This is a genomic window from Qipengyuania sp. Mu-71, assembly GCF_036867055.1.
In the GTDB taxonomy this organism is placed as follows: Bacteria; Pseudomonadota; Alphaproteobacteria; order Sphingomonadales; family Sphingomonadaceae; genus Qipengyuania; species Qipengyuania profunda.
In genome coordinates, this window is sequence record NZ_JBAJHR010000001.1 from 880,542 (window position 1) to 904,331 (window position 23,790).

24 protein-coding genes are annotated in these 23,790 nt (G+C 64.2%); 11 read left to right on the forward strand and 13 right to left on the reverse strand.

Features of this window, described 5'->3' with window-relative positions; all coding sequences use genetic code 11:
* Positions 1–596: 596 nt before the first annotated feature.
* The 3 genes from V6B15_RS04425 to V6B15_RS04435 form a co-directional block, all read right to left on the reverse strand.
* Positions 597–1,814, reverse strand: a complete 1,218-nt coding sequence (locus V6B15_RS04425) for an argininosuccinate synthase (protein ID WP_334201325.1) — start codon at positions 1,812–1,814, stop codon at positions 597–599.
* A 137-nt stretch (positions 1,815–1,951) separates the two neighbouring features.
* Positions 1,952–2,215, reverse strand: a complete 264-nt coding sequence (locus tag V6B15_RS04430) for a DksA/TraR family C4-type zinc finger protein (RefSeq protein ID WP_334200170.1) — start codon at positions 2,213–2,215, stop codon at positions 1,952–1,954.
* Between the two features lie 70 nt (positions 2,216–2,285).
* A complete protein-coding gene (locus V6B15_RS04435) occupies positions 2,286–3,560 on the reverse strand; it encodes a class I SAM-dependent methyltransferase (RefSeq protein ID WP_442969004.1) in 1,275 nt (424 codons plus the stop codon).
* A 101-nt stretch (positions 3,561–3,661) separates the two neighbouring features.
* Between V6B15_RS04435 and V6B15_RS04440 the strand changes: the two genes are divergently transcribed.
* Complete coding sequence (locus tag V6B15_RS04440) at positions 3,662–4,099, forward strand: DUF1801 domain-containing protein (protein ID WP_334200172.1); 438 nt, start codon at positions 3,662–3,664, stop codon at positions 4,097–4,099.
* Here V6B15_RS04440 and V6B15_RS04445 read toward each other — a convergent pair whose 3' ends face one another.
* From V6B15_RS04445 to V6B15_RS04455, 3 genes are read right to left on the reverse strand one after another with little or no spacing between them, the layout of a single operon-like run.
* Complete coding sequence (locus V6B15_RS04445; RefSeq protein WP_334200173.1) at positions 4,100–4,840, reverse strand: molybdopterin-dependent oxidoreductase; 741 nt, start codon at positions 4,838–4,840, stop codon at positions 4,100–4,102.
* On the reverse strand, positions 4,837–5,502 hold the full coding sequence (locus V6B15_RS04450) for a cytochrome b/b6 domain-containing protein (RefSeq protein ID WP_334200174.1): 666 nt from the start codon (positions 5,500–5,502) through the stop codon (positions 4,837–4,839). Before V6B15_RS04450 ends, V6B15_RS04445 begins: the two co-directional genes overlap by 4 nt.
* Positions 5,499–6,263 carry an SDR family oxidoreductase gene (locus tag V6B15_RS04455; protein WP_334200175.1) on the reverse strand — a complete coding sequence of 255 codons (765 nt, stop codon included), beginning with the start codon at positions 6,261–6,263 and terminating at the stop codon, positions 5,499–5,501. The genes V6B15_RS04450 and V6B15_RS04455 overlap by 4 nt, the downstream gene beginning before the upstream one ends.
* A gap of 71 nt (positions 6,264–6,334) precedes the next feature.
* On the opposite strand from V6B15_RS04455, the gene V6B15_RS04460 reads away from it, so the two are divergent.
* Positions 6,335–7,177 carry a PhzF family phenazine biosynthesis protein gene (locus V6B15_RS04460; RefSeq protein WP_334200176.1) on the forward strand — a complete coding sequence of 281 codons (843 nt, stop codon included), beginning with the start codon at positions 6,335–6,337 and terminating at the stop codon, positions 7,175–7,177.
* Positions 7,178–7,202: 25 nt separating this feature from the next.
* Here V6B15_RS04460 and V6B15_RS04465 read toward each other — a convergent pair whose 3' ends face one another.
* From V6B15_RS04465 to rlmN, 3 genes are read right to left on the reverse strand one after another with little or no spacing between them, the layout of a single operon-like run.
* Positions 7,203–7,847: an MOSC domain-containing protein gene (locus tag V6B15_RS04465; protein WP_334200177.1), complete on the reverse strand. Its 645-nt coding sequence runs from the start codon at positions 7,845–7,847 to the stop codon at positions 7,203–7,205.
* The gene (locus tag V6B15_RS04470) at positions 7,847–8,446 is read right to left on the reverse strand and encodes a class I SAM-dependent methyltransferase (RefSeq protein WP_334200178.1); all 600 of its coding nucleotides are present in this window, start codon (positions 8,444–8,446) and stop codon (positions 7,847–7,849) included. The genes V6B15_RS04465 and V6B15_RS04470 overlap by 1 nt, the downstream gene beginning before the upstream one ends.
* Positions 8,443–9,696: a 23S rRNA (adenine(2503)-C(2))-methyltransferase RlmN gene (gene rlmN / locus V6B15_RS04475; RefSeq protein ID WP_334200179.1), complete on the reverse strand. Its 1,254-nt coding sequence runs from the start codon at positions 9,694–9,696 to the stop codon at positions 8,443–8,445. Before rlmN ends, V6B15_RS04470 begins: the two co-directional genes overlap by 4 nt.
* A 288-nt stretch (positions 9,697–9,984) precedes the next feature.
* Here rlmN and V6B15_RS04480 point away from each other — a divergent pair, with 288 nt between their 5' ends.
* Positions 9,985–10,650 carry an outer membrane protein gene (locus V6B15_RS04480; RefSeq protein WP_320179971.1) on the forward strand — a complete coding sequence of 222 codons (666 nt, stop codon included), beginning with the start codon at positions 9,985–9,987 and terminating at the stop codon, positions 10,648–10,650.
* Positions 10,651–10,711: 61 nt separating this feature from the next.
* Here V6B15_RS04480 and V6B15_RS04485 read toward each other — a convergent pair whose 3' ends face one another.
* The 3 genes from V6B15_RS04485 to V6B15_RS04495 are packed head-to-tail and all read right to left on the reverse strand — an operon-like array spanning position 10,712 to position 13,591.
* The gene (locus V6B15_RS04485; RefSeq protein ID WP_334200180.1) at positions 10,712–11,194 is read right to left on the reverse strand and encodes an invasion associated locus B family protein; all 483 of its coding nucleotides are present in this window, start codon (positions 11,192–11,194) and stop codon (positions 10,712–10,714) included.
* Positions 11,187–11,666 carry a GreA/GreB family elongation factor gene (locus V6B15_RS04490; RefSeq protein ID WP_334200181.1) on the reverse strand — a complete coding sequence of 160 codons (480 nt, stop codon included), beginning with the start codon at positions 11,664–11,666 and terminating at the stop codon, positions 11,187–11,189. Before V6B15_RS04490 ends, V6B15_RS04485 begins: the two co-directional genes overlap by 8 nt.
* A gap of 23 nt (positions 11,667–11,689) precedes the next feature.
* Positions 11,690–13,591, reverse strand: coding sequence for a lytic transglycosylase domain-containing protein (locus tag V6B15_RS04495; RefSeq protein ID WP_334200182.1), 1,902 nt, complete (start codon positions 13,589–13,591; stop codon positions 11,690–11,692).
* Positions 13,592–13,729: 138 nt separating this feature from the next.
* Between V6B15_RS04495 and dapA the strand changes: the two genes are divergently transcribed.
* A complete protein-coding gene (gene dapA / locus V6B15_RS04500) occupies positions 13,730–14,611 on the forward strand; it encodes a 4-hydroxy-tetrahydrodipicolinate synthase (RefSeq protein WP_334200183.1) in 882 nt (293 codons plus the stop codon).
* Here the strand turns inward: dapA and V6B15_RS04505 are convergent.
* Positions 14,608–15,681, reverse strand: coding sequence for a succinylglutamate desuccinylase/aspartoacylase family protein (locus V6B15_RS04505; protein ID WP_334200184.1), 1,074 nt, complete (start codon positions 15,679–15,681; stop codon positions 14,608–14,610). The two genes, dapA and V6B15_RS04505, sit on opposite strands and share 4 nt — an antisense overlap.
* Positions 15,682–15,775: 94 nt before the next feature.
* Between V6B15_RS04505 and smpB the strand changes: the two genes are divergently transcribed.
* The 7 genes from smpB (at position 15,776) to V6B15_RS04540 (ending at position 23,789) form a co-directional block, all read left to right on the forward strand.
* Complete coding sequence (gene smpB, locus V6B15_RS04510) at positions 15,776–16,258, forward strand: SsrA-binding protein SmpB (protein ID WP_253515226.1); 483 nt, start codon at positions 15,776–15,778, stop codon at positions 16,256–16,258.
* A gap of 129 nt (positions 16,259–16,387) precedes the next feature.
* Entirely contained in the window at positions 16,388–16,996 is a 609-nt protein-coding gene (locus V6B15_RS04515; RefSeq protein ID WP_253515228.1) for a DUF2062 domain-containing protein, read from the forward strand.
* Positions 16,996–19,467: a response regulator gene (locus V6B15_RS04520; RefSeq protein ID WP_320182105.1), complete on the forward strand. Its 2,472-nt coding sequence runs from the start codon at positions 16,996–16,998 to the stop codon at positions 19,465–19,467. The genes V6B15_RS04515 and V6B15_RS04520 overlap by 1 nt, the downstream gene beginning before the upstream one ends.
* Before the next feature lie 149 nt (positions 19,468–19,616).
* On the forward strand, positions 19,617–20,681 hold the full coding sequence (recA, locus tag V6B15_RS04525) for a recombinase RecA (protein ID WP_334200185.1): 1,065 nt from the start codon (positions 19,617–19,619) through the stop codon (positions 20,679–20,681).
* A 196-nt stretch (positions 20,682–20,877) separates the two neighbouring features.
* Entirely contained in the window at positions 20,878–21,504 is a 627-nt protein-coding gene (locus V6B15_RS04530; RefSeq protein WP_334200186.1) for a glutathione S-transferase family protein, read from the forward strand.
* A 96-nt stretch (positions 21,505–21,600) separates the two neighbouring features.
* Positions 21,601–22,767 (forward strand): nucleotide sugar dehydrogenase, encoded by a 1,167-nt coding sequence (locus V6B15_RS04535; protein ID WP_334200187.1) that lies wholly within the window; start codon positions 21,601–21,603, stop codon positions 22,765–22,767.
* Positions 22,767–23,789 (forward strand): NAD-dependent epimerase/dehydratase family protein, encoded by a 1,023-nt coding sequence (locus V6B15_RS04540; RefSeq protein WP_334200188.1) that lies wholly within the window; start codon positions 22,767–22,769, stop codon positions 23,787–23,789. Before V6B15_RS04535 ends, V6B15_RS04540 begins: the two co-directional genes overlap by 1 nt.
* The last annotated feature ends 1 nt before the right edge of the window (position 23,790 follow it).

The window sequence follows — 23,790 nt, forward strand, 5'->3', positions numbered from 1 at the left end:
GAAGACAGGCTCTTCCGGTTCTGTCACCGGCGCTCGCACCGGCATCCGGCTCCGCCCTCATGCTGACCCGGTTGAGTGCGCCAGGTCGTGAGACCCTCGCTTCTTTCCCAGGCCGGCCCTCGACGGGCGGCTCCGCGATCAGTCCTTCCGTTCATGGCCGGGACCTTGAGGGGGTGAATTGCCGATCCGGTCCGAAGACCTTTTCCTGCAATACCGCCTCGGCATCCGACCGGGTTGGTCCGATCCATGAAAGACGTGCTTTTGCGTTCCATCATCGACCGTCATGCTTTGGACCGAAGTCCGCGGCGCGGTGGTCTCAAGAATGCATGGACAGCACCTTCCATGTCTTTCCGGTCCGAAATTTCTCCGTAATCAGAGGCTGTTACGCCTCAAACCCGGTGGAAGTCCCTCGCCGTTCCGATGACTTGAAGCTGCCCCTGACCACGCGATTCGTCCAGCGGACGAGGCCCGAGTTTTCCACTTTTCCAGCTTTTCGCTGTGGAGGAGGGTGGATAAGTCCACCATCCGTCGCAGAAATATGACTCTAGTCGCGCACCTTGCGCAATATTACGCCGAGAGCGCGCGTTTTTTCGTAATTAACGGTCGCGCTGCGCGAGCAGGCGCAGACGCAGCGCGTTCAGCTTGATGAAGCCTTCGGCGTCTTTCTGGTCGTAAGCGCCCGCATCGTCCTCGAAGGTCACATGCGCTTCGGAGTACAGTGAGTTCGGCGATTTGCGGCCAACCACCATGGCGGTGCCCTTGTAGAGCTTGAGCCGGACGGTGCCCGAGACCTTTTGCTGACTTAGGTCGACCGCGGCCTGCAGCATCTCGCGCTCGGGGCTGTACCACAGGCCATTATAGACCAGCTCGGCATAGCGCGGCATCAGTTCGTCCTTCAGATGCGCTGCACCGCGATCGAGCGTGATCTGCTCGATCCCGCGATGCGCACGGGCGTAGATCTCGCCGCCCGGTGTTTCGTACATGCCGCGGCTCTTCATCCCGACGAAGCGGTTTTCGACCAGGTCCAGCCGGCCGATACCGTGGGTCCGGCCAAGGTCGTTGAGCGCAGCCAGCAGCGTCGCCGGGCTCATCGCTTCACCATTGAGCGATACGCCGTCGCCCCGTTCGAAGCCGATCTCGATATATTCGGGCGTGTCGGGCGCGTCTTCCGGGTGGTCGGTGCGCGAATAGACGTAGTCGGGCGTTTCTTCCCACGGATCCTCGAGCACCTTGCCCTCGGACGAGGTGTGCAGCAGGTTCGCATCGGTCGAGAACGGGCTTTCGCCGCGCTTGTCGGTCGGTACTGCGATCTGGTGCGCCTCCGCCCAGGCGATTAGCGCGGTGCGGCTGGTGAGGTCCCATTCGCGCCACGGCGCGATCACTTTGATGTCGGGATCGAGCGCATAGGCCGACAGCTCGAAGCGGACCTGGTCGTTGCCCTTGCCGGTCGCGCCATGCGCGATGGCATCGGCGCCGGTCTCATGCGCAATCTCGACAAGACGCTTGGAGATCAGCGGGCGCGCGATGCTGGTGCCGAGCAGGTAATCGCCTTCATAGCGCGCATTGGCGCGCATCATCGGGAAGACGAAGTCGCGCACGAATTCCTCGCGGACGTCCTCGATGAAGATGTGCTGGTCGGGAATGCCCATGGCGCGGGCCTTTGCGCGCGCGGGTTCGATTTCCTCGCCCTGTCCGAGATCGGCGGTGAAGGTCACCACTTCGACCCCGCGTTCGACCTCGAGCCATTTGGCGATGACGGAGGTATCGAGACCGCCGGAATAGGCGAGGACAACCCTTTTGATTTCGGGGCGCATGGTATCGGACATTGGAAGGCACCTTCGTTGTAACGAGCGCGCCGCTAGCAGGGGGAGGGGAGTGTAGGCAATCGATTCACGCTTTGCGTGCGTCAAGCGCAGATGCTGCGCTAAACAAGGACAGGATCAAAGCGTAGTCAGCGCAGCTGGCTGTCTTTGCTCCCGCGCCGGTTGATGCCCGAATTGCGCGCGTTGGCATCGAGGCCAGACTGGCATTGCACACAGCGCTTCACACCCGGCAACGCCGCGCGGCGCTTCTCGGGTATTTCCTCGCCGCAGTCGACGCACCATTGCTCGCTTTCGCCCACGGGCATCCGTGCCCGCGCCGCGCTTACCGCGTCGGAGATCGTATCGTCGATCTGATCCTGAACCGCGCCATCGCGCGCCCAACCACCTGCCATGCTACTATCCTTCCGACGGCAGAGATGGGGTGGAATCGCGAAAAATCAACCGAATGGCCCGTGCGGCGATCTACTCTGCCGCCTCATCCAACGCGGGGTCGAGGTGCCATTTGGGCACGTTCCCCGCGTCCGCCGCGCGCAGCCGGGCGCTTTCGGTCTCGATATATTCGCGCGTCATGGGGATCGCATTGCGGTTCTTCACATGCTGCAGTTGCCAATTGACCATATTGCCATGGCGGAAGCTCTGCTCCGCGCCGGCGAGATAGAACAGCCACATGCGATAGAAGCGCTCGTCATACAGCGCCTCGATCTCCTTGCGGTGCAGGACCGTGCGCCGGTACCATTCTTCCAGCGTGTGGCTGTAATGGAAGCGCATCGCTTCCACATCCATCACTTGCCAGCGGTACTTCTCGCTCTGCGTCACGAGTTCGGACAGCGCGGGGATATAGCCGCCGGGGAAGATGTATTTGCGCGTCCACTTGTCGGTGAAGCCGGGCGCCCCCGCGCGGCCGCAGCAATGGCTGACCATGACGCCGTCGGGGGCGAGCAGGCGGTGGGTGTGCTCGAAGAACGCGGGATAATGCGGGGTGCCGACGTGCTCGAGCAGGCCGACCGAGCTGATCCGGTCGAACTGTCCCTGCACGTCGCGGTAATCCATCAGCTCGAAGGTGACGCGATCCGCCAGACCGGCGGCTTCAGCCCGTTCCTTGCAGAACGCGATCTGGTCGGGGGCCAGCGCGACCCCGGTGACCTCGATATCGTAATGCCGCGCGAGGTAGAGCGCGAAGCCGCCCCAGCCGCATCCGATGTCGAGCACGCGCTGGCCCGGCTGGATAAACATCTTGGCAGCGATATGCGCCTTCTTGTCGAGCTGCGCCTTCTCCAGCGACGTCGCTGCGGGATCCTCGCGGTAATAGGCCATGGTGTATTGCCGGTCCTCGTCGAGGAACAGTTCGTAAAGGCGGCGGGTGAGGTTGTAGGTATGCTCGGCATTCTTGCGCGCCTTGCCGCGCAAATTGACACTGTCGGCCTTGGCGAGCAGTTTCTGCGCCGCCTTGCGCAGCGGCCCCTGCGGCTTGAGCGAGGCCCCCGCTTCGCGCTTGGCGTTCATGGTCACGAACAGAACCAGATCGCGGATATCGTGCGGCGGTTCGACTTCCAGCCAGCCCCACATGAACGCTTCGCCCGCGCCGACCTGCGGATAGCGTGCGATGTGGCTGGCGGCCTTGCGATGCGTCAGCCGGATATGGAGCGGGGGTTCGCCTCCCTCCGGCGATCCGTATTCATAGGTCTGCCCGTCATGGTCGGTCACGATCAGGCGGCCGCGCCGGATTGCCGAATTCAAGAATTTGTCGAGCAGCCACATGCGTACCGGTCTCCCCGCAGTTTCCCCTGCGCCGGAGCCTGTGGCACATGGGGCAGCGAGTCAAATGATGGAGCCGCGCCATGGCCGAGGCGAAAACGCAGCCGACCGACACCGATCCGCGGGATTTCCTCGCCGCGGTGGAACCGGTCCGCAAGCGCGAGGAGGCGCAGGTGCTCGATGCGTTGTTCCGGCGGGTGACGGGCGAGCAGCCCAAGATGTGGGGGCCGAGCATCATCGGCTATGGCAGCTACTCCGCCACCTATGCCAGCGGGCGCGAGGTCGAATGGATGCGCACCGGTTTCAGCCCGCGCACGGCGAAGCACTCGCTCTATCTGATGGGCGGCTATTGCGATCCGGAGACTGGGGCCAAGCATGCCGATGCGCTGGAACGACTGGGCAAGCATACGCGCGGCAAGAGCTGCCTCTACGTCAACAAATTGGCCGACATCGATCTGGCGGTGCTCGAAGAGATGATCCGCGCGGACTGGGCGGAAATGAACCGGCGCTATCCCGCCTGATCAGATCCCGGCGTACCATTGGTATCCGGCGCGGTCTTCCCAATAGCCGCCTTGGCCCTTGCCGATATCGTCCAGGCTGGCGACCGCCTTGATCGCGGTGAGGTATTTGGCGTGCTTGTAGCCCAGTTGCCGCTCGATCCGCATGCGCAGCGGCGCACCATTGCGGATCGGCAGCGGTTCGCCATTGAGGCGGTGCGCAACGATCGTTTGCGGGTGATAGGCATCGAGCAGGTCGACGCTTTCGTAATAGTCCTGCCCGTTGAGATTGTCGGCGCAGCGGAAGACGATGAACTTGGCTTCCTCGCGCAGGCCCGCGGCGTCGAGCAGTAGCGACAATTGCGGCCCGCTCCATTCGCCGATCGCGCTCCACCCCTCGACACAATCGTGGCGGGTAACCTGGGTGCGCTGCGGAAGCCTGCGAATATTGTCGAGGCTGAGGCTCAGCGGTGTATCGACCAGCCCAGCGACCGTGAGCCGCCAATTGGCGAAGCCTTCCCCGGCATGGCGCGGGTAATCGCCGCTTTGCGGATCGGTCGAGCCATTGCCGCGGAAGTAGGGCGAGACCGCGCTGCGCGGATATTCGGGGGCGAGGGCCTCGCGGTCGCTCAGCAGCCGGTGGGCGCCCTTGTGCCACCCTTCGGCCGCGTTCAGCAGCGACTGGCCGACGTCGGTTTCGGCGATCCGGTTGCAGCCCGCCACGAAGGCCGCGCCGGCGGCGACGAGGAAATTCCTGCGCTTCACGGTTCGCGCCCTCCGGTGATCATGTCGCGCATCTGGCGGATCGGCCCGGCGAGGATGACCAGCACGACGTGGACGACGAAGAACGCGGCGATGGCAAAAGCGAAAATGAAATGCAGGCTGCGCGCCGATTGCCGCCCGCCAAGCAGTTCGACCAGCCAGCCGAATGACGGCCCCATGCCCGGGCTGATCGCGATGCCGGTAAAGATCATCATCGGCAGAAACACGCCGAGCACGAGGCCGTAGGCGAGCTTCTGGAGGAAGTTGTACTTGCCCCCGGCGTGGGCGAAATCGAGCTTGAGATGCGCGGCGATGTCGCTCCCGATTGCTGACGGGCGCCATTCGCTGCGGCGAGTGGCGATGTCTTTCGCGAAATGCCGGTTGGCGAGCATCGCGAGCCACATGAACAGCAGGCCCAGCGCAAAGGGCCAGGCCATGAGGATATGCCAATCGCGGGCTACGGCGAGGCTGTAATAGCCGGGGATCGTCATCCAGTCGGGAAAGCGCGGGACGATCAGCCAGGCCTGCTCCGCGGAAAAGCCCCAATCGCCCCAATACAGGCGGCGGTGCGCGTTGGAGATCGTCAGCCCCGACATGAACAGCACGATCACGCACAGCAGGTTGAGCCAGTGCCACAGTCGCGTGCTGAGCGCGTGGCGCTTCATGCTGGTTGCTCCTCGCGTGCGAGGTAGATCACGTCGCGCGGCTGGGCGAGCAGGTGCTGGCCGCTGTCGACATAGAGCGTCTGCCCGCTGGCCAGATGGCCCTGCGCGAGAAACAGCGTGGCCTCGGCAACCTCGTCCGGCCCGGTCTTGCGGCCCAGCAGGTTCATGCGGTGCGACACTTCGGTCTCGGCCTCACTCTGGTCGTGGCTGGCAAGGATCGCGCCGGGTGCGAGCGCGTAGATACGATCGTCACACTTGGCTGCGCCCATCGATAGCATCGGCACGGTCGATGCGGCCGCGTGCTTGCTCATGGTGTAGCTGAAGAAATCGGGGTTCGGATTGGCCAGCTTCTGGTCGGTGAACTGGATCACGCGCCGCCCCGCTGAGGCGCGGGCACGCGCGAGATAGGCTTGCGCCATGCGCGCCGGGGTGCGGGCGTTGATCTGCATCGACCGAAGGTTCGTCGCTGGATCGAGTTCGGTTACCGCATCGGGCTCGAAGATCGCCGCGCAATTCACGAGGCAGCGCCAATCGGGCAGCTGCGCCGCGAGCGCTTCGACCATCACCACTGCGGCGTCGCCATCCGCCAGGTCGCAGTGCACCGTTTCTGCAGAGGGGAGGGTGCTCGCCAGGGCTTCCGCCTCGTCATGCGATTCGCCGTAGTGGATGACGACGTGCCAGCCATTGTCTGCAAACGCCTTCACGATTGCCGCACCGATCCGCGCCGATCCGCCGGTCACCAAAACTGTCGAACTGGTCATGAATTCTATTGAGCAGTTTTGGCGATGATTGCCTAGCTTTGCCATCGGGGCGCAGTTGCGAGGATGATGCCGTGAAACTCGATCTTGTCGACGTATTTGGTTCTGGTCCGCTGAGCGGCAATCCGCTCGCGGTCGTGCATGGGGCGGAGGGCCTCACCGCCGAACAGATGCTCAAGCTGACGCAATGGCTGGGCTTTTCCGAAACCACCTTCCTGCTGCCGCCGACCGACCCGGACGCGGACTACCGCGTGCGGATTTTCTACCCGGCTGGCGAATTGCCGTTTGCGGGCCATCCGACGCTGGGTAGCTGCCATGCCTGGCTGCGCGCGGGCGGGGTGCCGAAGAATGACGGCGCGATCGTGCAGGAATGCGGGGTTGGCCCGGTCGAAATCCGCCGCGATGGCGAGCGGCTGTCGTTCCGCGCGCCCGATCTGGTGCGCAGCGGACCGCTATCCGACGAGGAACGCGCGCGCGCGATCGAACTGACGGGAGTCGGCGAGGAAATGGTGGTGGAGGCGGTGCATGTCGCCAACGGACCGCAATGGCAGTTGTTGCGGCTGCGCTCGGACGAGGATGTGCTTGCAGCGAAGCCGGTGGCGGAGGCGCCGCAGGGCACCGACATCGGGCTGGCGGGGCCCACGAGCGGCGGCGATATCGCATGGGAATTGCGCGCCTTTTTTGCCGACCAGCAGGGCCGTATGCGCGAGGATCCGGTGACGGGTAGCTTCAATGCGGGTGTGGCGATGCACCTGTTCGCCAGCGGGCTCGAGAAAGGGCGCTATGTCGCTGCTCAAGGCCGCCAGACGGGCGCAGACGGGCGCATCCATTGCTCGCAGGAAAGCGACGGTTCGGTGTGGATCGGCGGGACTTGCATGACCGTTGCCGAAGGCGCTGCCGTGCCCGGGTGGAGCTGAGCTCACCACCGCATGTGACGGATCGCTAGCTGGCGAGTTTTGCGCGGATCTTGTCTCGCATCTCCGGAGAGAGCCGCTCGAGCTCCGCCATTTCCTCGATCTCGTCGCGGGATGCCCGGTGCGCGGGATCGTAGAATTTGGCGAACAGCCGGGCGACACTCCACTCGGAATGCCCGGTTTCGACGCGTTCGAGCACATCGCCGGCCTGCGCCTCGCCTTCCTCGATCACGCGATAGTACCAGCCGCAATTGTGCTGCTTGATGATCCGCGCAACCATGCCCTTACGGCCGAACCGGTGTTCGATCTTCCAGCACGGTTTGCGCGGCTGGCTAACTTCGAGCAGCGCGCTGCCGAGCCGGAAGCGGTCGCCGATATGCACCTGTGTTTCGGTGAGCCCGGTACTCGTCAGGTTTTCGCCGAAGGCCGCGGCGCGCGCGAGCAGATCGTGGCCGCCCAGCCATTCGTTCCATCCCGAGTAATGATCGTGCGGATAGTGGTGCACCGCCATGTCCACGCCGCCATGATGCACGGTGTCGGCGACCATATCGCCTTCGATCCCGAAGCTGCGGATGGCGACCGCGCCGGCAACCGGGCGCTTGTCGATCGCGCTCAGTTCCGCGCCGTTGAAGGGTTGGGGCAGGCCGATGCAAATTTCGGTTATCGCCACCATCACTTATCCTCCTTGCGCAGGGTCAGCGCATACCAGTCGCGCTGGATGCCGTCCGCGCCTTCGCCGCGGTAGCGTTCGGCAGCGATGATGGCCAATCCGGCATCTTGATAGACACGTTCGAGCCAGCCTTCGTCGGGGAGGTTGGTCAGCCGTCCCAGCGGGTCGCGCCCTTCGCCGTCGCCGAGCTTGTAATTGGCAAAGTGCCACCCGCCGGGACGCAAAGCGTGCCGGATCGCTGCGAGGACACCGGGGAGGTCGGCACGTGCAACATGCAGCAGGCAGGCATGTGCCCAGACCGCGTCATAGGCCGCCACTGCGTCAAGCTGATCGAATTGCAGGACGCGCGCGCCGACGTCGAAGCGTTCGTTCGCCTTGCGCACCATGGCCGGAGTGCCATCGGTCGCGTCGAGGGCGAAGCCGCGTTTCATGATGTGCGCGGAATCGCGGCCCCCACCGCAGCCCAGCTCGAGCACACGGGCGCCTGGTTCGAGCCCGTCGAGAAATGCATCGAGGTGGCGGCTTGGCCCCTGGCCGAAGCTCAGCGTGTAACGCGGCGCGTTCGCTTGGTAGTATGCGATCGTCGCCGCATCGGCGGTCATCCCGCGGCGGCCTCGGCCTCGGCTTCAGCGGCCTCGCGGTCGCGCTGGGCGCGGCTTTTCTTTTCGGCTGCGGTCTTCAGCTGGCCGCAGGCGGCATCGATGTCGCGTCCGCGCGGGGTGCGCACCGGGGCGCTGATGCCGTGTTTGAACACGATTTCGGAAAAGCGCTTCACCCGCTCGGGCGTCGAACATTCGTATGGCGCGCCGGGCCACGGGTTGAAGGGGATCAGATTGACCTTGGCGGGCAGGCGGTAATGCTTGATCAGCCGCACCAGTTCATGCGCATGCTCGTCGCTGTCGTTCTTGTCGCGCAGCATGACGTATTCGAAGGTGATCCGCCGCGCATTGCTCGCGCCAGGATAGGCGGCGCAGGCTTCGAGCAGTTCCTCGATCCCGTATTTGCGGTTGATCGGGACGATCTCGTCACGGATCTCCTTGGTCACCGCGTGCAGCGATACCGCGAGGTTTACGCCGATTTCCTGGCCGCAGCGATCCATCATCGGCACGACGCCGCTGGTCGACAGCGTAATCCGGCGCTTCGACAGCGCAAGACCGGCGCCATCCATCACCAGTTGCATCGCAGCCTTGACGTTGTCGAAATTATAGAGCGGTTCGCCCATGCCCATCAGCACGATATTGGTCAGCAGGCGCCCGTCCGAGCGGTATTCGCTGCTGTCTTCCTCGGTGTCGAGGCCGGCCATCGAGCCCTTGGGCCATTCGCCCAGCGCATCGCGGGCGAGCATGACCTGGCCGACGATTTCGCCCGGCGTCAGATTGCGCACGAGCCGCATGGTGCCGGTGTGGCAGAAAGTGCAGTTGAGCGTGCAGCCGACCTGGCTGGAAATGCACAGCGTCCCGCGGTCGGCATCGGGGATGAAGACCATCTCGAACTCGTGCCCGTCGGCGGTCCGCAGCAGCCACTTGCGCGTGCCATCGGTCGAATGCTGCGCCTCGACCACATCGGGGCGTTCGACGACGAAGCGTTCGCTCAGCCACGGGCGCATGGTCTTGGCGATATCGGTCATCGCGGCAAAATCGGTCACACCGCGATGATACAGCCAGTGGAACACCTGCTTGGCGCGCAGCTTGGCCTGTTTCTCGTCGAGTCCGGCATCGGCGAACAATTCGCGAATGCGGTCCTTGGGCAGACCGATCAGGTCGACGCGGCCATCCGCACGCGGCGTGATGTCGCGCGCGACGGGAACCGGGTCTACCTGCCCGGGAATGCTCATGAGTGTCGTATCGGCCATGGGAGCGGCGCATATAGTGCCAAATGCCCCGAAAGCAAAGCATGCGGGCAGGCGGGGCCAGGCTCGGGGCGCCGCCGCCTGTCCGGCGCGGCCACCGCGCGAAATATGCCCGCCCGATTTGAGCGTTTTCAGCGCCCGCCGCTTCCAGGTCTCGGTTCGTCGCGCAACATGTGTTCAAAAGGCAACAACTTACTGTTGTCTCAGGTTAATGAAACTGTTTGCCATTTCGCATCGTTCTCTGGGTCCACGCAGCGCAAAAGCTGCGGGTAAAACCAATGGAGTTCGCATATGAAGAAGATCTCAACCCTGCTCGTCGCCGGATCGCTGGCTGCCTTTTCGGCACCTGCAATGGCCCAGGACAGCGGCAGCAATTTCGACGGCTTCCGCCTGCAGGGCGTCGCCGGTTACGATGCGCTCAAGGCTGGCAGCAGCGTCGATGACGATGCCAATGCCGATAACGACCAGTCGATCGACGGCGTGGTCTACGGCGTCCAGGCCGGTTACGATTTCGATCTCGGCGGCGCAGTCGTCGGCCTCGAAGCGGAACTGACCGATTCCAGCGCCAAGACCGAATTCAACAACGGTGATTTCGAAGGCTTCGGCTTCGGTGAAGTCGATGCCGGCCGCGACCTCTTCCTCGGCGCGCGCGTCGGTGCGAAGATGGGCCCGGACCTGCTGGTCTACGCCAAGGGCGGTTACACCAACGCCAAGCTGAACATTCTCGCGAATGACGGCACCACCGAATATGACGAAGACTTCGATCTCGACGGCTGGCGTGCCGGTGCGGGTCTCGAATATGCGATCAACCCGCGCACCTTCATGAATGTCGAATATCGCTATTCGAACTACAGCGAAGGCGAAGTCGATTTTGACGGCGACCTGGCCGACAGCGAGCGTTTCGATGTCGATCTCGACCGTCACCAGATCATGGCAGGCCTCGGCGTTCGCTTCTAAGCGATCGCATCTGACCTGATCGAGGGCCGGGGAGCGTTATGCGCTCTCCGGCCTTTTCGTGTCAGCGCTGCGCGCAGGCGAGCGTGGCGGCATCCATCGCGGTGGCCGCGCCGGCCAGCGAATAGGTGTTGGCAAAGCGGCGTCCGCGCGTATCGGTCGCGCGGATCGTCATGCGGGTGGCGGACCGCATGGCCGCGATGATGGCGGCATCCATCGTGCGGTCTTCGGCCCAGGCATCGCCGCCGCCGCCGCTGAGGCGGAAGCTCTTGCCGCCGATTGCCAGCGTGATGGTCGAGCCTGCGGCAAGCTGGCGCGAGAGACGGAAATGCACTTGCCCGCGCAGATTGCGGCGCGGCCAGGTCCCGACGGTGGCGAATGGTTCGAAATCGCGCTGCAACCGGCTCGGCGCCGCCATGGCGATGGCATAGCACCGTGGTACCGCAGGATCGCGAAAGGCGCCCCAGTCGGAGAATACGCCGAGGCTGTCCTTGGCCGATAGCGGCGCCGCAGCGGCGAGCAGGAGGAGGGCGCCAAGCCTAAGCATAGTCGATCGCCACCACCTCCCATTCCTTCAGCCCGCCCGGCAACCTCACGCTGCGCAGGTCCCCGACTGCCGCGCCCTTGATGGCACGCGCGACCGGCGAGGACCAGCCGATGCGGCCGGCGCTGGCATCCTGTTCGTCATCGCCGACAAGCGTGACGACGCGCTCGACGTCTTCCTCGTCGGCAAGCGTGATCGTGGCGCCGAAGAAGGCGCGCGACTTGTCGGGCTGCGCGTCGGGGTCGATAACCCGCGCCGCCTTCATCCGCCGCGCGAGATGCGCCAGTTCGCGGTCGATCTCGCGCATGCGCTTGCGCCCGTAGAGGTAGTCGCCGTTCTCGCTGCGATCGCCATTGCCCGCCGCCCAGCTGACGATCTCGACGATCGCGGGCCGCTCGGTGCCGAGCAGATGGTCGTAGCGCGCCCGCATCGCGGCATAACCGGCAGGGGTGACGGGATTGGACTTGCCTTGCATGAGGCCGTGGCCCTTAGCGCAAATCAGCGGCGCAGGTAATTCGCAATATCGCGTTCGTAAGGCGCCGAGCGGTCGGGGTGCATGTTGGCATAGCTGACCGCATTCCCGATCACGCGCATCACATAGTAACGCGTCTCGAAATTCGACGGGATTTGTTCGATCCAGGTCACCCAGTCGACCGCGCCGGTGCGCGGATCGCCATTGAGCCGCAGCCATTCATTCACCCGGCCAGGGCCAGCATTATACGCCGCGATGGCCAACGGGTAGGCACCGCCATAGCGATCCATCAGCCGCGCGAAATGCGCATCGCCAAGGCGGATATTGTAGCTCGGGCTCTGGGTCAGGCTGGCGGACATGTAGGTCACGCCGATCTTGCCCGCTTCTTCGCGCGCGGTGCCCGGCATCAGCTGCATCATTCCGCGGGCGCCCGCATGGCTGACGCGGTTGCGGTCGAATTCGCTTTCCTGCCGCGCAATCGCATGGACCATCGTCCAGTTCGCGCCCGGATGCGTTTCGACGGTAGGATAGCCGAGCCGTTCGAATCCGGTGAGGCCATGCTCGCCCGCCACCAGACCGGCGACGACCGCCATTTCCTCGAGCCCCGTTTCGCGCGCCAACTGGCCGACGAGAGCCATTCTGCCCGGCGTATTGGCCTTGTCGGCGATCGCTTCGAAAAAGGCGCGTTCGGTGCGCCAGTCGCGGCGATTGCGCGCGATCGCACGCAGCGCGCCGGTCAGCGGATCGGCTTCGAAGGCCGCGCGCTCGGCGCTATCCGGTGCGGGAACGGGCGCAAATGTCGGCATCGGGCGGCCAAGCTCGCTGAGCGCCAACTGACCATAGTACCAATCGGGATATTGAGCGGCCATTTCCCAATAGCGCTGTGCCCCGGCCTGATCGCCTGCGCGCGCGGCGGCGCGTCCGGCCCAGTAAAAGCCCTTCGAACGGGTCAGCGGCGTCTTGGCCGCGGTGCCATAGCGGTAGAACAGCGGCGCAGCCTGCGTCCCGTCGCCAAGCGACCACAAGGCCTTCGTTCCGCCGAGCCACATGAGGTCGGTATATTTGTCACGCAGCGTATAGGAGCCGTCGGAAATATCGGTGCCCGGCGCGAAGACATCGTCGATCTTGCCCGCAATGCTGGCGGCCTGCGTCGCTCCGGCGCTCTTGGCCACCGCCAGTGCTTCGCTGACGAACTGCGTCCCGTCGAAAGCGGGCGACACGAAGGCCGCGCGGGTCGAAAGCAGGTTCACCGCCTCATAGGGCTGGCCCGAATTGCGGTAATGCCGCGTCAGATTGTAGACATAGCCCGCATCGGTCATCGCACCCGTGGGAACGGGTACGCCAGCCTGCGAAGGCGTGCTGCCTTGCAACAACGCCAGCCGCGCCTGCGCCATCCCGCGATAAGCGGGCGAGACGCGCACGACATGGCGCGAGGCTGCTTCGTAGCTGCCCTGCCACAGCAGCGCATCCATCCGTGCGTCATGGTCTTCGGGCGCGAAGCGGCTGCCGAACAGGCCCTGCATATAAAGTTCTGCCGGGCCGCTCATCGTGCCGCCGCGCCACGCTTCGCGCGCGACTTCGAGCGCCTCGGGGCGGTCGAGCGAGGCCAGCGCAAGCGCGTACCGCGCCCGCCCGCTATTGGTCAGCGGGGGATGCTTGTCGAAAAAGGCGACCAGCGTCTGCGGTGTGGGCGCTTCGCGATCGAGCGCGGCTTCGGCGCGGCGCTGGAGCAATTCCTGCTTCGGAAAATCCGGATAGCTGGTGAGGAAATCCGCGTAGGAGGAGAACGGCAGGTTCTCCTGCTTGGTCAGAAATTCCCATTGTCCGACTGCCTGGTCCATCCGGCCCGGCTGCTGTGCGACCAGGCTGCTGCGCGAGGCATCCTGTGCCTGCGCAAGCGAAGGGAAGGCCAGCGCAGTGCCGACCATAAGTGCGAGTGAGAAAACTGTTTTTCGGCCCATGCTGGACATATTGCCCGGCCCCTCCTTATCAGGCGCTGAATGGATCGTGGCACCTCGTCACGAAAACTGATTTTGTTTCATTCCTCTAACGCAGGACTCAGGTAAATGTTCTCAGGCTCGATTCCAGCTCTGGCGACTCCTTTTCGCGACGGATCGTTCGATGAAGCCGCGTTCCGCAAGCTCGTCGACTGGCAGATCGACAATGGCAGCAAGGGGCTGGTCCCCTGCGGCACCACGGGCGAGGCCTCGACGCTGTCGAATGCCGAACATCACCGGGTGATCGAGGTCTGTATCGAACAGGCGGCGGGCCGCGTGCCAGTGATCGCGGGCTGCGGCTCGAACGATACGCGCAATGCGCTGCTCCACATGCAGTTTTCGAAGAAGGCAGGGGCGGCTGCGGGCCTGTGCGTTGCGCCCTATTACAACCGGCCGAGCCAGACCGGCCTGATCGCGCATTTCAGCTTCCTGGCGGAAAACAGCGATCTGCCGATCGTTCTCTATAATGTCCCCGGCCGCACGGTGACCGATATCGAGGACGAGACGGTGGTCGAACTGGTGCGCAAATATCCTGATCGCATCGTCGCCATCAAGGATGCCAGCGGCGATTTGTCGCGCGTTGCCGATCACCGCATGGGGCTCGACCACGAATTCTGCCAGTTGTCGGGCAATGACGAATTGTGGCTGCCGCATTCGGCCGCGGGCGGATCGGGGTGCATCTCGGTGACCGCCAATGTCGCGCCTGCGCTGTGCGCCGAATTCCACGAGGCCATCGCGGCGAACGATCTGGTCAAGGCGCGCGCGCTCAACGACCGCCTGTTCCCGCTGCATTACGCAATGTTTTCGGACGCCAGCCCGGCACCGGTCAAATATGCGCTGAGCCGGGTGCACGACTGGTTCGAGCCCGATGTCCGCCTGCCGCTGTGCACCGCCAGCGAAGCCAGCCGCAAGGCGGTCGACGAAGCGCTGGAAATCGCCGGGCTGATCTAGATCACTTCGTCTTCGTCGAGCAGGGGCGCGGCGGGGAAGGGGGGATCGCTGACGGCAAGCGCTTCGACGATGCTGTCGGCATGCTCCCCCACATGGTCGAGCGCCTCGACCTCGGCGATGTGGAACAGCGCGTCACCCTGGTTGACGATGGGCAGCGTCGCATGGCCGATGACTACCCCGTCGGTCGGGCTGACAAGGTCTTCGGGATCCTCGCCGAACAGGCCCCCGACCCGCGCGAGCAGCGCGCCCTTGCGCACAACATCGCCCGAGCGGCACACCCGCCGGCTGACACCGCCGCGCGGCGCGCGCACCCAGCTCGAGCGGTTCGAGCGAAGCGGGACCTCGACCTCGTCGAGTCCGTCATCGGCATCGATCATCCCGATGTGGGCGAGCACGCGCAGCACGCCCGCGACCCCGATCTCGATCGAGAAGCGGTCGAAGCGTAGCGCCTCTCCCGCTTCGAGCAGCAGCATGGGCGTCTCGCGATCGGCTGCGAGCGCGCGCATAGAGCCGGGACGCAGCGGGCTTTCGATAATGATCGGCGCGCCGAAGGCCATGGCCAGCTCGGACAGATAGGGACTGCCCGCGGCGATGCGGATCTGCGGCAGGTTGTAGCGGTGGACCGCGGCCGAATGAATATCGATGCCCAGCGCGCAGCGGTCGATCACCTGCGTGAGGAAGCAGTGCGCCAGTTGCGCGGCGAGACTGCCGCGTTCGGCCCCCGGAAAGCTGCGGTTGAGATCGCGCCGGTCGGGGAGGTAACGGCTGTGTGCCACGAAGCCGTAGATGTTGACCGCGGGGGCGAAGATGATCGTGCCTGCGAGCATGCCGGGCGACAGGCGCTCGAGCAGCCGCTGGATCACCGCGGTGCCGATAATCTCATCGCCATGGATCGCGCCGCTGACGAAGATACAGGGACCATGCCGCGCACCATGCACGACCTCCAGCGCAAGCGCCGAGTTCAGCCCGGTGACCTGCTGCGCGACGGGGATCGCCACGGTCGCGCGCGTTCCCGGCGCGATGACGCTGTCGTGGATTGCAAAGGGTTCGATTGCGGGACGGGCATTCATGCGCGGCTTTCGCCATGCGCGCGGCGTGCTTGGCAAGAGAAATCGCTGCGCGCCCTTTCCAAGCGCCGCCTGCTATCCTACATGCGCCCGCCTTATGGCCCGACCCAAGCCCGCCACTTTCGACAAGCAGAAGACCGTCGCCGACAACCGGCGCGTGCGGTACGATTACCATGTCGAGGAGACTTTCGAGGCGGGGCTCGCGCTGCAGGGGACCGAGGTCAAGGCGCTGCGCGCGGGCGAGGCGAGCATCAAGGAAAGCTATGCCGAGATCCGCGACGGGCAGGTCTGGCTGGTCAATGCCAACATCCCCGAATATTCGCATGGCAACCGGCTCAATCACGAGCCACGCCGCCCGCGCAAACTGTTGCTCAATTCGCGCGAGATCGAGAAGCTGTTCGGCGCGGTCGAGCGCAAGGGCATGACGCTGGTCCCGCTGTCGATCTATTTCAACAGCACCGGACGGGCAAAGGTCGAACTCGCGCTGGCCAAGGGCAAGCAAGCGCATGACAAGCGCCAGACGATCAAGGATCGCGACTGGAAGCGCGACAAGGCGCGGCTGCTGCGCGACCGCGGATAAACCAGGTGCGCGACCCTTACATCGGGGCACCGTGCTAACCACATCGCCAGCCATGCCGTATTCGTCGCAAGCTGCTTTCCACCTCCCCTTGCACTCGCCAAGGAGGCAGCGCATGGCAGGGTCGTGGCAATGAGCGAGCGCAAATCTAAGACATTCCTGTCGGACTGGATTCGTCTGCGCATGCCCACGCGCGAGCAGATGGCGCGAAACAAGTATTTGCGCCCCATCGCGCACCGCTTCCTGACGCCCGAATTGTGGCGCTTTACCCGGCGCAGCGTCCCGCGCGGCGTGGCGCTGGGCATCTTCGCGGGCTTTATCGTACCGGTGGGCCAGATCTTCCTGGCCGCCTTCATGGCGCTGCCCGCACGCGCCAATGTGCCGCTGTCGACGCTGGTGACCTTCATCACCAACCCGTTCACTTTTCCGTTCTGGGCACTGGTGGCGAACAAGATCGGCGTCTTCATCCTCAAGGTCGATCTGGCGGCCACGGGCGGCGCAGCACAGGAAGAAATTTCCAGCGGGCGCTGGTCCTGGTTCATCGAAATGTTCGAAGGGGTCGGGGTAACCGTGCTGGTGACCGTGTTCGGCTTCATCGTGCTTGCGATTGTCGGGGCGGCGTTCGGCTATGTTTTTGCCGGCGTTGTCTGGCGCTTCGTCGTTGCGCGCAAGCGCCAGCGCCGTCTGCGCATAATGGAGCGGCGCTTCGACCACCGCGTGGATGAGGATCCCGAGACGTGATGGTGCAGGAGGACAACCCGGTCACCCGGCTGCCTCCGCTGCCGCTCATGCTCGGCGTCGCGGCTGCCGGGATCGTTTCCGTATCGCTGGTATGGCTGGTCGGCCAGCAGACCGTCGTCGCCCTGGCCTATGGCGGTGCGCTGGTAGCGGTGCTGTTGATGCTGCTGCTCGCGGCCCGCCTCAAGACTGCTCCGGTCGAGGGGGATACGCTCCAGCCAGATTGGTCGGTGACCAGCGTCGCGATCGAGAACCGCCGGCGGGCGGTGGTGATCATCGACCGGGCAAACCGGATGGTTTGCGCCAATTCGACTTATGAAAGCTGGTTCGACAGCATCTCCTCGCCTTACGACCTGGCCTTCGATACCAGCTCGCGCGAAGCGGTAATCGCGGGCGCGCGTGACGCCTGGCGCGACGGGTCGGCCAAGGTTGCCGAAGTGCGGCTCGAGGGTCTGGAGGCTCACTACCAATTGCAGATCGATCGCAGCGGACGGGGCGAGGCCTATCTGGTCTGGCGCTTCACCGAATTGCGCGAAGAACGCAGCTATGAAGGCCTGTCCGAGCGCCTTTCGGGCCGCTTTGGCGAGGTGATCTCACGGTCGGGTCTCGAACTCGCACTGGTGGGACCCGATGGCGTTGTCCTTACCACCACCCCTGGACTGGCGGAACGCGCCACCGGTAGCCGGGACAACTCGCTCGGCGGGCTGGAATTCGTGCAATTGCTGCGCTCGGATGATCGCGATCGCATCTTCTTCGCGCGCGAGGGGCAGCAGGGGTCGCCGCAAACGCTGGTGCATGTGCCGCTCGACGCGCCTTCCGCCGACAAACTCAGCGATGCCGACCAGTCGCCTTCGCTGATGCTGCTGGTCGACAGTTCGGTCGGCCTCGGCGGGGGCTGGGAAGGGAGCGGCAAGGCCGCCATTCCGCAGCTTGAAGCGCTGCTCTCGGCGCTGCCGCTGGGTCTGGCGCTGACCGATCGCGACGGGCGCTTCCTGTTCGCCAACAAGGCGTTCCTGCGCGCGGTCGAGCGGGTCGATCGCGGACTGCCGCAATTCCCGTCCGACCTCGTCGTGCGCGAAGACAAGGCCGCGCTGGCCGATACCGTCCGGCGCTTCGCCAAGGGCGCGACCGCGAGCGGCGACATGGCGGTGCGGCTGGCGAACGACAAGGAAGAGCCGGTGTCGATCGGCCTCGCCGGTGTGCGCGGGCTGGGCGATGCGGCGGTGCTGCTGTCGATCTCCGATTCCTCGGAAGAGAAACGCCTCCGCCGCCAGGTCGCGCAGGCGACCAAGATGCAGGCGGTCGGCCAGCTGGCCGGCGGTGTGGCGCATGATTTCAACAACGTGCTGACTGCGATCATCGGCTATTGCGACCTCATGCTCTTGCGGCATACGCCGGGTGACAGCGATTACGATGACATCCAGCAGATCAAGGCCAATTCGAACCGCGCGGCCAGCCTGACGCGGCAATTGCTCGCCTTCAGCCGCCAGCAGACCCTGCGCCCGGTCGTGCTGCAACTGCCCGACGTGGTCAGCGAGGTCAGCCAGCTGCTCAAGCGGTTGATGGGCGAGAAGGTCGAGTTTTCGGTGCGCCACGACCGCGAGCTGGGCTCGGTCCGCGCCGATCCGCAGCAGCTCGAACAGGTCATCATCAACCTTGCGGTCAATGCGCGCGATGCAATGCAGATGAATGCGATCAAGCGCGGCAAGCAGGACTGGAAGGGCAGTCTGACGCTGGCCACGCGCCGGGTATCGGCACGCGATGTGCGCAAGATGGGCATCGATATCATGCCCGCGGACGATTACACCGTGCTGATCGTGCAGGACACCGGCGGCGGCATTCCCGACGAGCATCTCAACAAGATATTCGAACCCTTCTTCACCACCAAGGAGCAGGGCAAGGGCACCGGGCTCGGCCTGTCGACCGTCTATGGTATCGTCAAGCAGTCGAACGGCTTCATCTTCGCCGACAATGTGCAGGGGCCCGACGGAACGCTGATTGGCGCGCGCTTCACCATGTACCTGCCGGTACACAAGGGCGAACTGCCTGCCATCATGCGCCGCGAAGAGCCTGAGGAAACGAATGCGACCGAATGGTCGGCGGGTGGGAAGCTGCTGCTGGTCGAGGACGAGGACATGGTCCGCGCCGTCGCCGAGCGCGCGCTTGCCCGCGCGGGCTATACCGTGACCACCGCCGCCGACGGCGAAGAGGGGCTGGGCGCGATCGCCAACGGCACGACCGAGTTCGACCTGATCGTGTCGGACGTCGTCATGCCGACGATGGACGGGCCCGCGATGGCCCGCGCGATCCGCAAGGTGAAACCGAAGATCCCGATCCTGTTCATGTCGGGCTATGCCGAAGAGCAGCTCCGCAACGAGATCGACATCGAGGACATGCACTTCATCCCCAAGCCGTTCAGCGTCCAGCAGATCAATGCCAAGGTCGCCGAAGTGCTGAGCGAACATCGCAAATAGGCGGGGTTCGCCGCTGGTTTTTTGCCGAGCGGAACATAGCAGGAAAACTTTTTCCTGTTCCCCACTTGTTCTTGCGGAACAAAGCCGATACATACTGCGCCAGTTGAAGAGTCGGTAGCCGACTCTGGCCAAGTGCAGGAGGTAGTGTCATGGCGGCAAGTCTGAAGCTCGTAGAGGACAAAAAAGTGAACGCAGACCGCCAGAAGGCATTGGACGCCGCGCTCGCACAGATCGACCGCGCATTCGGCAAGGGTTCGGCAATGAAGCTGGGCCAGAAGGAAGCCATGCAGGTGGAATCGATTTCCACCGGCTCGCTCGGCCTCGACATCGCGCTGGGCGTGGGCGGCTTGCCCAAGGGCCGCGTGGTCGAGGTTTACGGTCCGGAAAGCTCGGGCAAGACCACGCTGGCGCTGCATGTCATCGCCGAAGCGCAGAAGGCGGGCGGCACCGCCGCCTTCGTCGATGCCGAACACGCGCTTGACCCGGTCTATGCCAAGAAGCTGGGGGTCGACATCGAGGAACTGATCGTTTCGCAGCCCGATACGGGTGAACAGGCGCTCGAAATTACCGATACGCTGGTCCGCTCGAACGCGATCGACGTGCTGGTGGTCGACTCGGTTGCTGCGCTGGTCCCCCGCGCCGAAATCGAAGGCGAGATGGGCGACAGCCATGTCGGTCTGCAGGCCCGCCTGATGAGCCAGTCGCTGCGCAAGCTGACCGGTTCGATCAACCGCTCCAAGTGCATGGTGATCTTCATCAACCAGCTGCGCATGAAGATCGGCGTGATGTACGGTAACCCCGAAACCACCACCGGCGGCAATGCGCTCAAGTTCTACGCCTCGGTGCGGCTCGACATTCGCCGTACGGGCCAGATCAAGGACCGCGACGAGGTGATCGGCAACGCCACTCGCGTCAAAGTGGTCAAGAACAAGGTCGCTCCGCCATTCAAGCAGGTCGAATTCGATATCATGTATGGCGAGGGTATTTCGAAGATCGGCGAGATCCTCGACCTCGGCGTCAAGGCCGGCGTGGTCGAGAAATCGGGCAGCTGGTTCAGCTATGACAGCGTCCGCATCGGCCAGGGCCGCGAGAACGCCAAGACCTTCCTCAAGGAAAATTCCGAGATGTGTGCCAAGTTGGAAGCCGCAATCCGCGGCCGCACCGACGAGGTCGCCGAAGAGATGATGACCGGTCCGGACGCGGACGAGGACTGAATTCTCTTCAAGCGGGAGCGCGTCGGCCCACATCCCCGGGCCCGCGTTACAGCCGGACTGTCCCCCGGCGCTTCCGAAAAACCGGAAAGCCGGTGCGCGCCGCTTCATGGCCGCACCGGCTTTTCCGTTTGTGGCATGGCCGCAGGCCAGTGGCAGCCCTAGGGTGCGGGCGAATCGTCCATTTGGGAGCGCCGCCATGACCATCACCGTCCACCATCTCAACAACAGCCGTTCGCAGCGCATCCTCTGGCTGCTTGAGGAACTGGGCGCGGATTACGAAGTGATCGCCTACCAGCGCGATGCCGAAACCAATCTCGCGCCGCCCGAGCTCGGCGAGGCGCATCCCCTCGGCAAGTCGCCGCTGATCGAAGATGATGGCGTATCCATCGCCGAAAGCGGCGCGATCATCCAATATCTGTGCGAACGCCATGGCGGCGAAAGCTGGCTTCCCGCGCGCGATAGCGAAGCCCATATCAGGCACCTTGAATGGATGCAGTTCGGCGAGAGCAGCTTTTTCGTCCCGGTGATGCTGAAGATCTACGCCGGCCGCCTTGGCGATGCCGCTGCGCCGCTGATGCCGCGCGTCGACGAGCAACTCGCCGCTCATGTTCGCTTCGCCGAGGACAACATCTCACCCGATCTCCATTTCGTCGGCGACGGCTGGACCGCTGCCGATGTGATGATGAGTTTCCCCGCCGAGATCGCGGTGATGCAGGGCTATGGCGAGCAAGCGCCGAAGCTCGCGCGCTTCGTCGAGGCAATCCATGCGCGGCCAGCGTGGCAGCGGGCGCGCGAGCGGGGCGGGCCCTACTTCATGTGGTGAGCAGGTGCGGGGCGGGGCTTGCAATCGCTTGCGCCTCCCCACAGAAGGCACGCGTTGTCGACCCTTGCGGCAGCGGATTGATATGCGGGTAATTCGATGAAGATCGCCGTTTTCGGGCTCGGCTATGTCGGCCTTTCCAATGCCATCATGCTGTCACAGCACAATTGTGTGATCGGTTGCGATATTTCGCCCGAGCGCATCGCCATGCTCGAGGATCGCCAATCGCCGATCCAGGACGAACTGCTCGAGCAATACCTACGCCGCGACGATCTCGACCTCGCCTTCACCACCGATCCTGCCACAGCGATCGAAGGCGCCGAATTCGCGGTGGTTGCCGTGCCCACCAATTACGATGTCGAGACCAACTTCTTCGATACTTCGGCGGTCGATGCGGTGATCGAACAGGTTCTCGCCGCCAACGACCGGGCGGTCGTGGTCGTCAAATCCACGGTCCCGGTGGGCTACGTCGGCCATGCGCGCGAACGCTTCGCCACCGACCGCATCATCTTCAGCCCCGAATTCCTGCGTGAGGGCAAGGCGCTTTACGACAACCTCCATCCCTCGCGGATCATCGTCGGCGAACGGTCCGAGCGGGCGCAGAAATTTGCCGACCTGCTGCTCCAGCCCGTCCTTGAGGACGATGTCACCGTCCTGCTGACCGATGCCGACGAAGCCGAGGCGATCAAGCTGTTCGCCAACACCTATCTCGCCATGCGTGTCGCCTTCTTCAACGAGCTCGACAGTTACGCCTTGTCGCGCGGGCTCGACACGCGCCAGATCATCGAGGGCGTCGGCCTCGATCCGCGCATCGGCGCGCATTACAACAATCCATCTTTCGGCTATGGCGGCTACTGCCTGCCCAAGGACACCAAGCAGCTGCTGGCGAATTATTCCGAAGTCCCGCAGAACCTCATCCGCGCGATTGTCGACGCCAACCGCACCCGCAAGGACTACCTTGCCGACCGCATCATCGACCGCGAGCCGCGCATAGTGGGCATTTACCGCCTGGTGATGAAGGCCGGTTCGGACAATTTCCGCCAGTCCTCGATCCAGGGCATCATGAAACGCGTGAAGGCCAAGGGGATCGACGTGATCGTTTACGAGCCGGTGATGGAGGAAGACAGCTTCTTCGGCAGCCGCGTCGTGAACGATCTCGACGCGTTCAAGGCCGAGGCCGATGTGATCGTCGCCAATCGCCTTGATCCCGACATCGCCGATGTCCGCGACAAGGTCTTCACCCGCGACCTGTTCGGCGCCGACTGATGGGCGAAAGCCGCACCGCGCTGGTCACCGGCTCGGCGGGGTTTATCGGCTATTTCACCTGCCGCCGACTGCTGGCCGACGGATTCCGTGTCATCGGCGTCGATTCGCTGTCGGACTATTACGATCCCGAACTCAAACGGCGGCGACAGGCGGGGTTGCTGCAAAACGCGGGTTTCGTGGCGATCAATGAGCCGATCGAGACGCCGGGCCTGCTGGCGCGTATCTTCGCAGACGAACAGCCCGATATCGTCATCCATCTCGCAGCGCAGGCGGGGGTGCGGCATTCGATCAATCACCCGCGCAGCTATCTCGAAAGCAATCTGGTCGGCACCTTCGAACTGCTCGAAGCCGCGCGCGCGCATCCGCCGCAGCACATGCTGCTGGCCTCGACCTCATCCGCCTATGGCGCGAATACCGAGATGCCGTATCGCGAGACCATGAAGGCGGACCATCAGCTGTCCTTCTACGCCGCGACCAAGAAGGCGACCGAAGCGATTGCGCATTCCTACGCGCATCTGTTCGATCTGCCGGTGACCATGTTCCGCTTTTTCACCGTGTACGGGCCGTGGGGGCGCCCCGACATGGCATTGTTCAAATTCACCAGGACGATGCTCGAGGGCGAGCCGATCGACGTTTACAATCACGGCGAGATGATGCGCGATTTCACCTATGTGGAAGACCTCGTCGAGGCGGTCCGCCGCCTGGTCGACGCGCCCCCGGTCAGGCCCCAAGACCCCGGGGATATAGCCGAGGGGGACAGTCTGTCACCAGTCGCCCCCTGGAGAGTGGTCAACATCGGCAATTCGCAGCCCGTCCAGCTTAGCGACATGATCGGCGCAATCGAGGATGCACTGGGCATCAAGGCCAAGCGCAATCTCATGCCGATGCAGCCGGGGGACGTTCCGGCGACCTGGGCCGATGCCGAACTGCTGCGCACCCTTACCGGCTACGTCCCGCAAACCGATATCCGCGAGGGCGTGCAGCGGTTCGTTGCGTGGTATCGCGACTATTACGGAGTATGAC

What these genes read in the sequence shown, in the direction of transcription:
- V6B15_RS04425 (WP_334201325.1), bottom strand. Translation starts at nt 1,814, where the DNA reads ATGCGCCCCGAAATCAAAAGGGTTGTCCTCGCCTATTCCGGCGGTCTC.
- V6B15_RS04430 (WP_334200170.1), bottom strand. Translation starts at nt 2,215, where the DNA reads ATGGCAGGTGGTTGGGCGCGCGATGGCGCGGTTCAGGATCAGATCGAC.
- V6B15_RS04440 (WP_334200172.1), top strand. Translation starts at nt 3,662, where the DNA reads ATGGCCGAGGCGAAAACGCAGCCGACCGACACCGATCCGCGGGATTTC.
- V6B15_RS04450 (WP_334200174.1), bottom strand. Translation starts at nt 5,502, where the DNA reads ATGAAGCGCCACGCGCTCAGCACGCGACTGTGGCACTGGCTCAACCTG.
- V6B15_RS04455 (WP_334200175.1), bottom strand. Translation starts at nt 6,263, where the DNA reads ATGACCAGTTCGACAGTTTTGGTGACCGGCGGATCGGCGCGGATCGGT.
- V6B15_RS04465 (WP_334200177.1), bottom strand. Translation starts at nt 7,847, where the DNA reads ATGGTGGCGATAACCGAAATTTGCATCGGCCTGCCCCAACCCTTCAAC.
- V6B15_RS04470 (WP_334200178.1), bottom strand. Translation starts at nt 8,446, where the DNA reads ATGACCGCCGATGCGGCGACGATCGCATACTACCAAGCGAACGCGCCG.
- rlmN (WP_334200179.1), bottom strand. Translation starts at nt 9,696, where the DNA reads ATGGCCGATACGACACTCATGAGCATTCCCGGGCAGGTAGACCCGGTT.
- V6B15_RS04480 (WP_320179971.1), top strand. Translation starts at nt 9,985, where the DNA reads ATGAAGAAGATCTCAACCCTGCTCGTCGCCGGATCGCTGGCTGCCTTT.
- V6B15_RS04485 (WP_334200180.1), bottom strand. Translation starts at nt 11,194, where the DNA reads ATGCTTAGGCTTGGCGCCCTCCTCCTGCTCGCCGCTGCGGCGCCGCTA.
- V6B15_RS04490 (WP_334200181.1), bottom strand. Translation starts at nt 11,666, where the DNA reads ATGCAAGGCAAGTCCAATCCCGTCACCCCTGCCGGTTATGCCGCGATG.
- V6B15_RS04495 (WP_334200182.1), bottom strand. Translation starts at nt 13,591, where the DNA reads ATGGTCGGCACTGCGCTGGCCTTCCCTTCGCTTGCGCAGGCACAGGAT.
- dapA (WP_334200183.1), top strand. Translation starts at nt 13,730, where the DNA reads ATGTTCTCAGGCTCGATTCCAGCTCTGGCGACTCCTTTTCGCGACGGA.
- V6B15_RS04505 (WP_334200184.1), bottom strand. Translation starts at nt 15,681, where the DNA reads ATGAATGCCCGTCCCGCAATCGAACCCTTTGCAATCCACGACAGCGTC.
- smpB (WP_253515226.1), top strand. Translation starts at nt 15,776, where the DNA reads ATGGCCCGACCCAAGCCCGCCACTTTCGACAAGCAGAAGACCGTCGCC.
- V6B15_RS04515 (WP_253515228.1), top strand. Translation starts at nt 16,388, where the DNA reads ATGAGCGAGCGCAAATCTAAGACATTCCTGTCGGACTGGATTCGTCTG.
- V6B15_RS04520 (WP_320182105.1), top strand. Translation starts at nt 16,996, where the DNA reads ATGGTGCAGGAGGACAACCCGGTCACCCGGCTGCCTCCGCTGCCGCTC.
- recA (WP_334200185.1), top strand. Translation starts at nt 19,617, where the DNA reads ATGGCGGCAAGTCTGAAGCTCGTAGAGGACAAAAAAGTGAACGCAGAC.
- V6B15_RS04530 (WP_334200186.1), top strand. Translation starts at nt 20,878, where the DNA reads ATGACCATCACCGTCCACCATCTCAACAACAGCCGTTCGCAGCGCATC.
- V6B15_RS04535 (WP_334200187.1), top strand. Translation starts at nt 21,601, where the DNA reads ATGAAGATCGCCGTTTTCGGGCTCGGCTATGTCGGCCTTTCCAATGCC.
- V6B15_RS04540 (WP_334200188.1), top strand. Translation starts at nt 22,767, where the DNA reads ATGGGCGAAAGCCGCACCGCGCTGGTCACCGGCTCGGCGGGGTTTATC.